This is a genomic window from Mesorhizobium sp. SEMIA396 (assembly GCF_024518615.1).
Lineage (GTDB): Bacteria > Pseudomonadota > Alphaproteobacteria > Rhizobiales > Rhizobiaceae > Mesorhizobium.
In genome coordinates, this window is sequence record NZ_JANIFC010000004.1 from 357,308 (window position 1) to 371,123 (window position 13,816).

Genomic DNA, 13,816 nt, shown 5'->3' on the forward strand with positions numbered 1-13,816 from the left:
GTAACCAAGTCGACTACCAAGTCGTATGCGCCTTCAGCTTGAACGAGCGGCCTTCGCCATAGGAACAGGTCAGCGTCGTCTGGCAGCTCGACACATAGGTTTTGTCGAAGAGGTTGGTGATGTTGAGATCGATCCCCCAATTCTCCTTCTCGTAGCCGAGTTTCAGATCGGCCAGCGTGACCGCCGGCACTTTGGCCGTGTTCTCATTGTCGGCCCACGAAGAGCCAACATAACGCAGGCCGCCGCCGATCGAGATGCCGTCATACCAGTCGCTGCGGAACGTATAGTCGACCGAGGCGGAAGCCATGACTTCGGGCACGATGAAGGGCGTCTTGCCGATGAGCGCCGGGTTGGCGTCCTTGGTGATGTCGATGTCGTAGGCCGTGAATGCACCCGTGACCCGGAAATCGTCGGTCACGTTCACCTTGCCTTCGAGTTCAACGCCGCGAGAGCGCACTTCACCGGTCTGCATCTGCGTGAACAGAGTGACATTGGAAGGGACGTTCTGGCGCGTCAGGTCAAACAGCGACAGGGTGAACAGGCCATCGACAAAGGTCGGTACGTATTTCACGCCAACTTCGTATTGCGTGCCTTCCTCCGGCTTGAACAGATTACCCAACGCGTCGGTGCCGATGATCGGGTTGAAGAAGGTAGCGACGCTGGCATAGGGGGTAACGCCGTTGTCGAATTCGTAGGCTAGTCCTGCTCGCCCGGAGAAATCTCCGACAGTCTGGCTCTGTGAACTGGAGCTGCTGCTGTAGTAGGTCGGACGATTGTCGGCGTCGAGCCAGCCACGGTCGTAGCGGCCGTTCAGCGTCACCAGCCAGCCATCGCCGAAGCGCAACTGGTCCTGGGCATAGAAGCCGAGCTGCTTCTGCGTCAGGTCCTGGTTGAGGTAGCTGACACGTGGCGTCAGTGGCGAGCCGTATACTGGATGGAAGGCGTCGATCGGGTTGTCATAGTTTTCGTCGTAGAGGCCAGACGACTGGACCTGGTCGATGTTGTAATATTTGAAATCTATGCCGGCCAGGATCGTATGTTCGACAGGACCGGTCACCACCTTGCCTTCGATCTGGTTGTCTACCAGGAAGGTCTTGGCCGTGGTGTCATGGTCGAAATTTATGCGGGCCAGATCGGTAGGCCCTCCGATGGTTGACCAGCCATTCGGATAGACGCTGACTTCATTGATATCAGCGGCGGTGAAGCGGGCGTTAGAGCGCACCGTCCAGTCATTGTCGAATGTGTGTTCGAACTCGTAGCCTATCGAGCCCTGTTCCCGCTTGTAGAGATCGACGCTCGGCTCGGTGAAATTCGCATCCGGGTCGATGCGGCCATAATTCACGCCGTCCACAATGTGGTCCGTCACCGTCCCGCTATAGGGCAGGAAGCTGCCGCCATTGTGGTTTTCGTCGATGTGGCTGTAATTGGCCAGGATGGTCAGCGTGGTTGCTTCGTCCGGCTTCCACGTAATACTTGGCGAGATGAAGCCGCGCCAGCCATTTTGCAGGTCGCTGTAGGTATCGCCGCCGGCGACCTTGCCCGTCATCCGGTAGCTGACCGCGCCATCCTTGGCCACGTCGCCAATGTCGAAGCCGAGATAGACATTGCCTGCGTCGTTGACGCCGGTCTCGACATAGCGCGTGCGTTCGAAGTCCGGCCGCTTGCTGACATAGTTGACCAGGCCACCGGGATTACTGCCGCCGTAGAGTACGGAGGCCGGTCCCTTCAGCACCTCGATGCGCTCCAACCCGAAGCTGTCGACATAAAAGCCGCCGAAGCCGTAGCTGAACAGCTGCAGCCCATCCATGTAGGTGCCGGTGGCCGTCGCCTGGAAACCACGGATGTACAGCCAGTTGGTGTCGCTGTCGGGGCCGAAGGGCTGCGCGAAGACGCCGGCCGTGTAGCGCAAGGCTTCGTCGGCCTTCTGTGCGCCCTGGTCGTCGATCTCTTGACGGCCGACCACCGACACGGATTGCGGGATGTCCTTGATGTCGGTCGCCGTCTTGGAGCCGGTCCTGCTTTTTTTGGCGACGACGCCTTTAACCGGTCCGGCCGCGCCGTCGCCGGCCTCGCCCTCGACCACCACCGGTTCAAGCTGGGTGCTGGTTTGCACCGACTGCGCGAACGCGGCCATTGGCGGGATCATCGCGGCTGCGGCGACGCTGGCCGCCAGAAGCGCCTTCATCCGGTAAGTTCTGCTCATCAGGAAAGTCCCCGCCTGTCGACATTGAGATACTTGATGATTTATCTCAACTTATCTGCAGGTCATTGGACGGAATTGGGCAGTTTGTCCATTCTTGTCCAAACGAGGGACATCACGGTGTGATGTTGCGGAAATGTCACTGGCGACTGGTGCTCCTCATCCAGGCGCCGGGTGTCACGCCGACAATCGACTTGAACACACGCGTCAGGTGCGCCTGGTCGAAAAAACCCGTTGCCTCGGCGATGTCGCCAAGTGAAGCGGCGTCACGCGCCATCATCGCCTTGGCCCTGTCGACCCGCGCTTGCATCTGCCAACGATGCGGCGGCACGCCCGTCGCCGCCTTGAAGGCATGACTCATCGCGGTTTCGGACAGGCCGGTCAGCGCGGCGAGATCGGCAAGCCGGATCCTGTCCAGGCAATGCGCGTCGATGTAGTCGGTGACGAGGCGCAGCTTGCGGCGCGAGAGCGGCGACCGTCGCCTGGCGGTATCAGGCTGGTCTATCTGGAACAGGCTTGCGAACAAGGCATTGAGCAAGCCCTCGCCATAGAGATCATGCAGAGGCCGGTCGTTGCCGCATTCGGCGGCGATCATGCCGGCAAGCATGGCGATCCGGTCGTCGCGAAACTGGAAGCGCGACATCCGCAAGGCCTCGTGGTCAAGGCTGCGGCCGAAGCGGCGCGTCAGCGCTGCGGCGTCGAAATGCAGGTCGAGATGCCGGATCCGCCGTAGCCCCTCGACCCGGCCGCGGATCGGCACGCCGGCCGGTATGTAGGCCATGGAAAAAGCCTGGTCGTGGCGGCGCAATTCGCCCTTGGCGCCTTCGACGAAGAAAGCGCCGTCGCCATCCACATCGAGCGCGACGAACAGCCGGGGGTCGGGAGAGACGTAATAGCCTTCGGCCTTGTCACCGCATGAGACATCCCAGAGGTCGGCGACCACGCCGTCCCAGACATGCCATTTCAGATCGCCAATGACTGAAAAGCCCTCAATCCGGCTTTCCATGCGCGCAACGAAGGTCAAGTCCTGTGATCCCAACCATAACATGATAAAAACCATCATGTTTATGCCCGGTTAGCGACCCCACCGCAAGTGCTTTGCGGCTGCTCGAAAATCGGCCGGAACCAATACCGCTGGGGCCGTCAGGCCTCAAACACTTTCGAGGTATGTCTCGATTTCGAAATCGCTGACATTGAGCGCGAACGTGTTCAATTCCTGGCGTTTGCAGGCAACGAAGGAGTCGCGCAGGATGGCTGGAAAAATCTCCGCCACATGCGTCCCGCTCTCGAAGGCGGCGATCGCGGATGCCCAGTCCGGCGGCAGCTTTGCCGGCGGGAGTCCCTGGCCGTCGGTGCCGATCGGATCCCCTGGCGATATTTGTCTTTCAATGCCCGTCAGTGCGGCGCCCAATATGGCCGCTAGCACCAGATAGGGATTGGCGTCGGCTCCCGAAACGCGATGCTCGATGCGGCGCGCACCGGTTGGCCCGCCGGGAATGCGGATCGCCACCATACGGTTCTCATAACCCCAGGCGACTGCGGTCGGCGCATAGGATCTCGGGCGCAGCCTGCGGTAGGAGTTGAAGTGCGGCGCAAACACCAGCGTGCTTTCGGCCATTGCCGCAAGCAGGCCGCCGACCGCATGGCGCATGGTCTCAGAACCCTGGTCGGTGCCGTCATCGAAGACGTTGCGCCCTTCGCCGTCGATCAGGCTGAAATGAACGTGAAAGCCGTTGCCTGCGCGGTCGCCATAGGGCTTAGCCATGAAGCAGGCGGCAAAGCCGTGCTTGCGGGCAATGCCCTTCACCGTGCGCTTGAACAGCACCGCATCGTCAGCCGCCCGCAAGGCGTCCGCGACATGGTTCAGATTGATTTCGAACTGACCGACGCCGTTTTCGGCGATGGCCGTGTCGACGGGAATGCCTTGCGTCCGGCAGGCCTCGTAGACGTCATGGATGAAGGATTCGAAGTCGTCGATCTCGTCGATCGACAGCGCCGCGTCGGAATCGAGACGGCGTCCGGTCACCGGCGAGACCGGTCCGACCGGCCGCTGCGACTGCGGATCGACGAGGTAGAATTCGAGTTCCGTTGCCGCGACCGGGGTCAGGCCCAAGGCCTTGTAGCGATCGAGGATGCGGGCCAGCGCCCGTCGCGGGTCGCCGAGATAGGGCGCGCCGCTTTCGTCGGCCAGCCAGAGCGGGACAAGCGCTGTCGGATGCGCCGTCCAGGCCACCGGCAGAATGCCGCGCCCCGTCCACTGGCACAGTCCGTCGGCATCGCCGGTCGAGAATACCAGTGTGTTGCCTTCGATGTCCTCGCCCCAGACGTCGAGCCCGATCAGCGAAAAAGGCATGCGCAGCTTGCCTTCCAGCGCCTTTCTTGCCTGCTCGACGGGAATGCGCTTGCCGCGCATGATGCCGTTGAGGTCGCACACCGCGGCTCTCAGGCTCTGGATGTCGGTCCTGCTGTCAAGCCAGTTCAAAACGTCCGCAATTGCATCGCTCAATTTATGACCTCTGGTTTTCGAAGGTGCCGCAACCTGACCGGCTGCACTGTCCCTGACAAAAATAGCTTGTGAGTTTTAGGAAAACAGACTTGGCTGTCGCCAAGCGCTTTTCCTTATTTTTTCAAGTCACTAGCTGGTATATCGGGAGGCATTTCAAAACCAATTGCGCGATCTGCGGTCGCAACATAGAGGCTGGAGGGCGGAAAGCCAAGCACGAGCCGGTAAACCAGCGCGCAGCCGCTATCGGCGGGAGCGGCGAGCTCGCTGCGGTCAGATCTGGCGCGCGCAGCGCCCGAGCCACGCTGTGCAAAACGGTCATCACAAATCTTGACCTCGCATGCACTTGCACCTCTGGCCGCTGTCTGGCTTTTTGGGCTACCCATCGCAACGGAGTGATTCGCATCATGCCACTCGATTGCAAGGTTTCAAGGCAGTCTGCGGGTGGGTCGTGAAGCGCGCGCAATTGGCGAAGGAGACACAGGCATGGCCGAGTTCAAGAAGCCCGAAATCTCCGAGATGAGACCCAAGATCACCGTGATCGGCGTCGGCGGCGGCGGCGGCAATGCCGTCAACAACATGATCGCCGAGCAGCTTCAGGGCACCGAATTCATCGCCGCCAACACCGACGCCCAGGCGCTGACCATGTCGAAGGCGACGCGGCTGATCCAGCTTGGCGCCCACGTCACCGAAGGACTGGGCGCCGGATCGCTTCCCGAGATCGGCCGCGCCGCGGCCGAGGAATCGCTCGACGAGATCATGGACCATCTGGCCGGCACGCATATGTGTTTCGTCACCGCCGGAATGGGCGGCGGCACGGGAACCGGTGCGGCTCCAATCATCGCCCAGGCGGCGCGCAAGGCCGGCATCCTGACGGTTGGTGTCGTCACCAAGCCGTTCGCCTTCGAGGGCCGGCGCCGTATGCAGATGGCTGAAGAGGGCATCGAGCGGCTGCGCGAGAGCGCCGACACGGTGATCGTCATCCCGAACCAGAACCTGTTTCGGATCGCCGATGCCAAGACCACCTTCGCCGATGCGTTCGTCATTGCCGATCGGGTGCTCTATGCCGGCGTCAGCTGCATCACCGACCTCATCGTCAAGGAAGGCCTGATCAATCTCGACTTCGCCGATGTCAAATCGGTGATGCGCGACATGGGCCGCGCCATGATGGGCACCGGCGAGGCCTCCGGTGAGGGCCGGGCGATGAAGGCGGCCGAAGCCGCGATCGCCAACCCGCTGCTCGACGAAGTGTCGATGAAAGGCGCCAAGGGCGTGCTGGTCTCGATATCGGGCGGCAGGGACATGACCCTGTTCGAGGTCGACGAGGCCGCCACCCGCATCCGCGAAGAGGTCTACGAGGATGCCGACATCATCGTTGGCGCCATCTTCGACAAGGGCATGGAAGGCCGCTTCAGGGTCTCGGTGGTGGCGACGGGCCTCGACCGTGCGTTTGGTGTGGAGGATGCCGAAGCCGGCATCGCGCGCGACCACGCCGGTCAGCCGGCGCGGACGCTTCAATAAGTCATATCGCGCGTTTATCCTCGCCAGGAGATAATTTCTCGAGGGAGACATCGCCGGATAGCAACTGGCGCAACTATTGTGTTCAGCTGTATCGATCTCGGTACCGCTGCTGCTACAAGAATCCGTCATAGACGGCCATCTATACTGGCTACCCGTATCGTTCGAGCGACGAGAGGCGCGGCTTGGAATTCGACTTGAAAACCATCGAAGCGCTTGCGCCCGATCAGGCGTCGTTGAGCGCAGCGTCCAGGTTGACCAGGCAATCGAACTGGCCACGGCTCGAAAAGAGCGATCAACTGGGGCTCCTCTGGGGGGAATGCCAGGGTTCCGGCTCCAATCCCTATCGTGTGGTCGTCGACACCGGCGACCATGGCTACAAATGCACCTGTCCGTCGCGGAAATTTCCCTGCAAGCACACTTTGGCGCTGATGTGGATTGCAGCCACCACGCCGGCCAGTTTTACCGCCGCAGGCTCGGCCCCGGAATGGGTGAATGATTGGCTCGGCCGCCGCAGGAAGGCCTCGCCGCAGCCGGCGGCGCCAGCGCCCGGTGCGGGAGGCAAGAGCATTGGCGAGGCCTCGCGCGACGACGAAAGCGCTGATGTCGAGGACGCCGCTGCGGTCGAGCGCCGCGAGGCAGCGCAGCGCAAGCGGACGCTGGATACGCAATCCGCGGTGTCGGCGGCGTTGGATGAGCTGGATCAATGGATCGCTGACCAGTTGCGGCTTGGCCTGGCCGGTTTTGTCGACAACAGCAGTGATCGTTGCCGCCGGATTGCGGCACGGCTGGTCGACATGAAGGCGACAGCGCTTGCCGGCCGCATCGACGAGATTCCGTCACGGCTGATGGGGCTGCGCAGCGAGGAGCGCCCGGACGCGGCGATCCGCGAACTAGGCAAGCTTGTGCTGGTGGCCAAGGCCTGGCGATCGACGCCAGGCGACGCCGAATTGAGGCGGCTCGTATCGACGTCCGAAAGCCGTGAGCAGGTTCTGGCCAATCCCGATGCCAAACAGGTCGAAAGCGTCTGGGAGGTGCTTGGCGAGAAGATCGAGTCGCGCCGTGACGGTCTCGTCAGCCATTCGACCTGGCTGCTCAACCTGAAGAGCGCGAGCCCGCAATTTGCTCTCTTGCTCGACTATTTTCCGGCCTCGGCCGGTCGCCGGTCGAACGCCTTCACACCGGGCGACCGGTTCGATGCCAGGCTGGTCTTTTACCCGGCACGCCAGCCGCTGCGGGCCTTGGTGGCGGACCGCAAGGGCGACGTCCCGACAGGTGAGTGGCCCGATTTCGGCTTTCACACAGCCGATCCGCTCGCGGCGCATGCTGCTCACCAGAACACAGCCCCTTGGCTCACCGATTGTCCTGTCATGCTGCCGCCCGGCGCGATCCTGCTGGACGATCGGGGCGCTGCCTGGTGGCAAGCCGCCGGCGATCCGCATGGTATCGCCTTGCCGATTGCCGACACCGTCAATCCAACGCTGCTTGGGCTGGACCTTATGGCAACGGCAGCACTTTGGAATGGCAGCCGGCTTGACCTGCTGGCGGCGCAAAGCGGTTTCGGGAGGCTTGACCTGTCGTGAACGAGATCGAGCAGACCGGCCTGGCGGCCATGCGCGACTGCTGGATCACCGGCGGGACCACCTTCGACCTGGCTCCGGGCGCGTGGAAGGAGATCGCCGGCGGTGCCAGCCCCGACGAGCGCGAACGCCGGCTGCTGGCGATCGCCGCACAAGCTCTCGACACCGCCTTGCGGCCAGCCGCGCCAAAGATGCTGAAACGCCGCCCGCAATTGCCCGAACTCGCCTTGCCGATGCTGCCGGAACGGCTGCGGCCGCTATTGCGAGCCGCGCTCAAGCATGCCGCCGACACAAGAAGCAAGTCGCGTGTGGTCACGCTCGTCGCCAGCCGCGGCTTCGTGCTGCATCCGATGGACTGGATGCCAGCCGCGTCGGATCAGAGCAGTCCGGACGTTTATGCACCCTGGATCGACTGGCAGGCAGGCGCGGACGGCGAAAAACCTGCAAGCCAGGAGCATCTGACGGTGGAAAACTGGGATGACTTCTATCCCGCCGCACGCCGCACCGCGCTCGCCGATATGCGCCGCACCGCACCGGCTTCGGCTCGGCAACTGATCGAAACCAAAGCCTCCGGAGAGCCGGCGGAGATCAGGATTGCACTCGTCGACCTGTTGCGCTTCGGCCTGGGTGCCGATGACGTGCCATTCCTGAAGAGCCTCTCCGCCGATCGTTCCGGCAAGCTGCGCGAGCTCGCTGGCCGGTTGCTGGCAAGATTGGGAGAGCACGGCTCGCCAGGCGGTGGCGGGCCGGAAGATCCGACGGCCGAACTCGCTGCCTTCATCGCTGAAGGCAAATCCGGCTTCATCCGCCGCCGCACCACCTACACGCCGGCAAAACTCAAATCGCCGGCGCAGGAAAGACGTCGCGCCGAACTGTTCGAGACCTGTAACCTGGTCGACCTCGCCACGCGCTTCGGCACCACCGAATCCGAGTTTATCGGGGCGTGGCAATTCGGCGCCGAGAGCAATGCCGATATCCTTGTTGCCCGAATGGTCGCCGCGTCGGGCAGCGACGCCGCGGTGACGCACATGGCGGATATGCTTGTCGCCGAACGTGACAAGCCCGCACTCTTCGTCCTCCACCTCATGGCGCGTCTGGACAGCCGCAGGAAGCGTGTCCTGGTCAGGTCGATCCTGAAGGACACGCAACATCTTGGCGCGCTCAATCTGGCCGAGGGCCTCGAAGCAAGCTGGCTGGAATGGGCCGACCTGACAAACGGCCAGACGCTCGCGGCGCTTCGCTCCGCTGTTGCAGCAAACGATGACGCTGTGAGGCGAGGCGTCGACCAGCTTCTGGAAACTATGGGCTTTCTCGCCACGGCGGCGACGGCGGAGAAATTGATCGGAGACGTTGTTGCGGCCGGTATGGCGCCGGCGGCGCCGTCTCTGGGTCTCCTGCGGCTCAACGCGTCACTGGCCGAGCATTGAACCAACATATGATCAATCCGGAGAACAGCAAATGAACGCAGCCATCCGTCTTCCGGTCGAGCAGGCCTATGCCGCCGAATTGCAGGCGCTCTCGCGCAATGACGACCGGCAAAGGCCTGCCGGATGGAGCCTTTCACCAAAGGCGGTCCTTACCTACCTGCTTGGCGGAAAGGCTGACGACGGGACAGTGATAACGCCCAAATATGTCGGCCGCCGCCGGCTGATGGAAACCGCGGTCGCGACGCTCGCCACCGATCGCGCGCTGTTGCTGCTGGGTGTTCCCGGCACGGCCAAATCCTGGGTGTCGGAACATCTCGCCGCCGCCATCATGGGCGATTCGACCCTGATCGTGCAGTGCACGGCCGGCACCGACGAGAACCAGATCCGCTATGGCTGGAACTACGCACAGCTTCTGGCAAAGGGCCCAAGCCAGGATGCGCTGGTGCCGACGCCGCTCTACCGCGCCATGCAGGACGGCAAGCTTTGCCGCCTCGAGGAGCTGACGCGCATGGGCTCCGATGTGCAGGACACGCTGATCACCGTCCTGTCCGAAAAGATGATGCCGATCCCGGAACTTAACACCTCGATCTACGCGCAGCGCGGCTTCAACATCATTGCCACCGCCAACAACCGCGACAAGGGCGTCAACGAGTTGTCGTCAGCGTTGAAGCGCCGCTTCAACGTCGTCGTGCTGCCTTTGCCCGAAGACATGGCGGAGGAAGTGGCGATCGTCTCCAAGCGGGTCGGCGAGATGGCCGGCGGTCTTGACCTTCCGGTGCCGAAGAATGTCGGTGAGGAGATCGCGCGAGTGCTGACCATTTTTCGCGAGTTGCGCTCCGGTGCTACAGCCGACGGCAAGGTGACGTTGAAGACGCCGTCCGGTTCGCTGTCCACGGCCGAAGCCATTGCCACCATGGTCGGCGGCCTCAGCCAGGCGGCCTGGTTCGACAGCGGCAAGCTCGGCGCCGAAGGCCTTGCCGCCAGCCTCGTCGGCGCGATCGTCAAGGATCCCGTGCAGGACAAATTGGTGCTGGAAGAATATCTGGAAACCGTGCTCAAGAAGCGGCCAGACTATGCCGGCTACTACGCGGCCTTGAACGCGGCAATCTGACGCCATGGGGCTCAGCGACGTTTCCTATTTCGGCATACGCCATCACGGGCCCGGCTCCGCCGACAGCCTGGTGCAGGCGTTGCAGGAGTTGAAACCGGTCGCCGTGCTGATCGAAGGACCGGCCGACGCCAGCCCGCTGTTGCCGTTGCTCGCCCGCCCCGAAATGCAGCCGCCGGTGGCGCTGCTCTGCTATCCCGAAGACGATCCGGCCTCGACAAGCTTCTGGCCCTTCGCCGAATTCTCGCCGGAGTATCAGGCGACGCTCTGGGCCGTCACCAACAATGCGGCAGTGCGCTTCATCGATTTGCCGTCGTCAGCCCGCACTGCGCCGATTGAGGCCGTGGGGGAAACCGAGAGCGATGGAACGGAAGCCAACGTCGAGGCTGACTTGGCGCCGCATCTGCGGGACCCGATCGGAACGCTGGCACAAGCTGCCGGCTATGAGGATGGCGAAAGCTGGTGGTCTGATATCATCGAGCAGAACCCGCAGCCGGGTCCAATCTTCGCGGCAATAGCCGACGCGATGACGACGCTGCGGGACGGCGAAGGTCCGCTTGCGGCGTTTGAGGCGAAACGCGAAGCGCATATGCGGCTTGAGATCGCCGCCGCGCGAAAGGAATTCGATGGGCCGATCGCTATCGTTTGCGGTGCTTTCCATGTGCCGGCGCTGCAGGCGACGCGACCGCTGAAGGAAGACCAGGCGCTACTCAAGGGGCTCGCCCGCCGCAAGAGCATGATGACCTGGGCGCCGTGGACGGGGCCGCGTCTGGCGCTGGGCTTCGGTTATGGCGCCGGCGTTGTCGCGCCCGGCTGGTGCAAGCATCTGTGGCAGACGCGCGGGCAAGGCGACGCCTCGGTCCTTTGGCTGGCGAAGATCGCGGCGGTCCTGAGGGCCAAGGGGCACATGGTCTCGACCGCCTCGCTGATCGAAGCCGAACGGCTGGCCCGCACGCTGGCTGTGATCCGTGAACGGCCAAAGCCCGGTTTCGAGGAATTGCGTGACGCCGCGATCGCCGCCCTGTTCAACGGGGAAGCGCTGCTGTGGGCGCTGGTCGAAGCCGAATTGCTGCTGGGCGCCGATGTCGGTGAAATTCCGCCAGACACGCCGCTGGCGCCGCTAATCGAGGACCTGCAGCGCAACCAGAAGGCGGCACGGCTGAAGCCCGAGGCGCTGGAGCGCGAATTATCGGTCGATCTGCGCAGCGAGAGCGGGCTGTTTCGGTCGACCTTGCTGCACCGGCTGTCCGTGCTTGGCGTGCATTGGGGCAAACTCATCGACAGCGGCCGTAGCCGCGGCACCTTTCGCGAGCGTTGGACGCTGTCGTGGGAACCTGAGTATGCCGTTCGACTGGTGGAGAACCTGGTCTACGGACCAACCATCGAAAAGGCGGCCAATGGTCGGCTGATCCAGATGATCGGCGCGGCGACGTCTCTTGATGCGATGGCCGCACTGGTCCAGGGCGCCATCACGGCAAACCTGTCGGAAGCGTCGATCGCCGGTCTCGCGGCCTTGGAGGAACGGGCAGCCCGCAGCAGCGAATGCCTGGAAATCCTGACATCGGTGCCGCCGCTCGCCGACATCATCCGCTATGGCGAGGCTCGCAAGACGGAAACCGCCCGTCTGTCCGGTCTGCTGGAGCGGCTGATCGTCGAAGGCGGGATCGCGCTCGCCTATGCCGCCCGCGACCTCGATGCCCAGGCATCCACGACGCTGGTCGGCGCCATGCGCAAGGCCGACGAAGCGATCAGTCTGGTCGAGCCTGAACAGGACGTGCTGGACGCCTGGCGCAATGGGCTGGCTGCGGTGCTCGATGGATCGCGCTCGACGGCGCTGGTGGCAGGCTGTGCCGCGCATCTGCTCTACGAAGCCGGCCATCTGTCAGCCGACGCGGCAACCGGTCTGATCGCACGACGTCTGTCTCCAGGAACGCCTGTCACCGAGGCTGCAGGGTTCTTCGAGGGTTTCTTCAGCACTGCCGGCCAACGGCTGATCTACGACGAGGGCCTGCGCGGTGCGGTGGATGCCTGGCTCGCATCCCTCGACGAAGACGCCTTCATTGCGCATCTGCCGTTGCTGCGCCGGGTCTTTTCGCATCTGGACTCGATGGAGCGGCGGCGGTTGATCGAAGCGGTGCTCGGCCGCGCCGCACGCCTGCCTGCCGGACTGACGCCGACTCCGGATGGCGGCGAAGCGTGGCGCCGCCATCTTGAACGGCTCGGACCCTTGCTGACGGGAGGGAGCGGCAATGGATGACGAGGCCGAAATGAGCGAACCAATCCAGGCCGGCGACGGACGGGAGCGCCGCTGGCGCCTGGCGATCGGTGCCGATGAGGAAACCTCGTCAGCGCTGTCCGACACCGACAAGCGGCTTTCGGCGGCGCTCGATGCGCTTTACGGCGATGGTGCCGGCGATGCGGCCGCCGATCCGCGCAAGCGGCGCGGCGGCCTCGGCCGCTCGGCGCCAAGGGTGGCACAGTGGATGGGCGATATCAGATCGTTCTTTCCCGCACAGGTCGTCCAGATCGTCCAGAAGGATGCCTTCGAACGGCTCAACCTGAAGCAGATGCTGATGGAGCCGGAATTCCTTAAGGCGATCGAGGCCGACGTCAATCTCGTCGCCGACCTGATTTCGCTGCGCTCGGTCATGCCGGCCAAGACCAAGGACATTGCGCGCACGATCATCGCCGATATCGTCGCCAAGCTGATGCAGCGGCTGGAGCAGAAGACAGCCGAGGCGATCCGCGGCGCGGTCGACCGGTCGCAGCGCACCAACCGCCCACGCCAGCGCGACATCGACTGGCCGCGTACGATCTCAGCCAACCTTCGCCATTACCAGCCCGAGCACAAAACCATCGTGCCGGAGAAGCTGGTCGGCTTCATGCGCAAACAGCGAAGGCTGGTCGACCTGGATGAGGTGGTGCTGTGCGTCGACCAGTCGGGCTCGATGGCAAGCTCGGTGATCTACGCCTCCATCTTCGCCGCGGTGATGGCTTCCCTGCCGGTCGTGCGGACCAAGCTTGTCTGCTTCGACACGGCGATCGTCGATCTGACCGAGGAGCTTAGCGATCCTGTCGAAGTCCTGTTCGGCGTGCAGCTGGGCGGCGGCACCGACATCAACCAGGCCGTGGCCTATTGCGCGGACCGCATCGAACGGCCGACCAAGTCGCATATGGTGCTGATCACCGACCTTTATGAGGGCGGCAACGGGCAGGAATTGCTGCAGCGGCTTGCTGCACTCGTTCGCTCCGGCGTCAACGTCGTGGTGCTTCTGGCGCTGACCGACCAGGGCAGGCCGGGTTATGACCCGAAGATGGCAGGCTCGGTGGCCGCCCTCGGTATTCCGGTCTTCGCCTGCACGCCGGATTTGTTTCCAGACATGATGGCGGCGGCATTGCGTCGGGAAGATATCGGCGCATGGGCGGCTGGCGCCGATATCAAGCTGGTTCGTGCCGAGGCCGAGACTCCGGAGTAAAACA

General features: G+C 63.3%; 9 protein-coding genes. 6 read left to right on the forward strand and 3 right to left on the reverse strand.

Annotated elements, in window-relative coordinates:
• Positions 1 to 13: 13 nt before the first annotated feature.
• The 3 genes from NP503_RS13695 to NP503_RS13705 form a co-directional block, all read right to left on the reverse strand.
• Positions 14 to 2,203 (reverse strand): TonB-dependent siderophore receptor, encoded by a 2,190-nt coding sequence (locus tag NP503_RS13695; RefSeq protein WP_236383127.1) that lies wholly within the window; start codon positions 2,201 to 2,203, stop codon positions 14 to 16.
• A 136-nt stretch (positions 2,204 to 2,339) separates the two neighbouring features.
• A complete protein-coding gene (locus tag NP503_RS13700; RefSeq protein WP_164748641.1) occupies positions 2,340 to 3,224 on the reverse strand; it encodes an AraC family transcriptional regulator in 885 nt (294 codons plus the stop codon).
• 126 nt (positions 3,225 to 3,350) lie between these two features.
• Complete coding sequence (locus NP503_RS13705) at positions 3,351 to 4,706, reverse strand: glutamine synthetase family protein (RefSeq protein WP_127268594.1); 1,356 nt, start codon at positions 4,704 to 4,706, stop codon at positions 3,351 to 3,353.
• A 483-nt stretch (positions 4,707 to 5,189) separates the two neighbouring features.
• Between NP503_RS13705 and ftsZ the strand changes: the two genes are divergently transcribed.
• From ftsZ to NP503_RS13735, 6 genes are all read left to right on the forward strand, one after another.
• Positions 5,190 to 6,224 carry a cell division protein FtsZ gene (gene ftsZ / locus NP503_RS13710; RefSeq protein WP_127270104.1) on the forward strand — a complete coding sequence of 345 codons (1,035 nt, stop codon included), beginning with the start codon at positions 5,190 to 5,192 and terminating at the stop codon, positions 6,222 to 6,224.
• A 194-nt stretch (positions 6,225 to 6,418) separates the two neighbouring features.
• Positions 6,419 to 7,804 carry an SWIM zinc finger domain-containing protein gene (locus NP503_RS13715; protein WP_236383125.1) on the forward strand — a complete coding sequence of 462 codons (1,386 nt, stop codon included), beginning with the start codon at positions 6,419 to 6,421 and terminating at the stop codon, positions 7,802 to 7,804.
• On the forward strand, positions 7,801 to 9,228 hold the full coding sequence (locus NP503_RS13720) for a DUF5691 domain-containing protein (protein WP_127270100.1): 1,428 nt from the start codon (positions 7,801 to 7,803) through the stop codon (positions 9,226 to 9,228). Before NP503_RS13715 ends, NP503_RS13720 begins: the two co-directional genes overlap by 4 nt.
• 31 nt (positions 9,229 to 9,259) lie before the next feature.
• Positions 9,260 to 10,339 (forward strand): AAA family ATPase, encoded by a 1,080-nt coding sequence (locus NP503_RS13725; protein ID WP_027036087.1) that lies wholly within the window; start codon positions 9,260 to 9,262, stop codon positions 10,337 to 10,339.
• Positions 10,340 to 10,343: 4 nt separating this feature from the next.
• Positions 10,344 to 12,593 (forward strand): DUF5682 family protein, encoded by a 2,250-nt coding sequence (locus tag NP503_RS13730; protein ID WP_127270098.1) that lies wholly within the window; start codon positions 10,344 to 10,346, stop codon positions 12,591 to 12,593.
• The gene (locus tag NP503_RS13735; RefSeq protein WP_127270708.1) at positions 12,586 to 13,812 is read left to right on the forward strand and encodes a VWA domain-containing protein; all 1,227 of its coding nucleotides are present in this window, start codon (positions 12,586 to 12,588) and stop codon (positions 13,810 to 13,812) included. Before NP503_RS13730 ends, NP503_RS13735 begins: the two co-directional genes overlap by 8 nt.
• Positions 13,813 to 13,816: the final 4 nt, after the last annotated feature.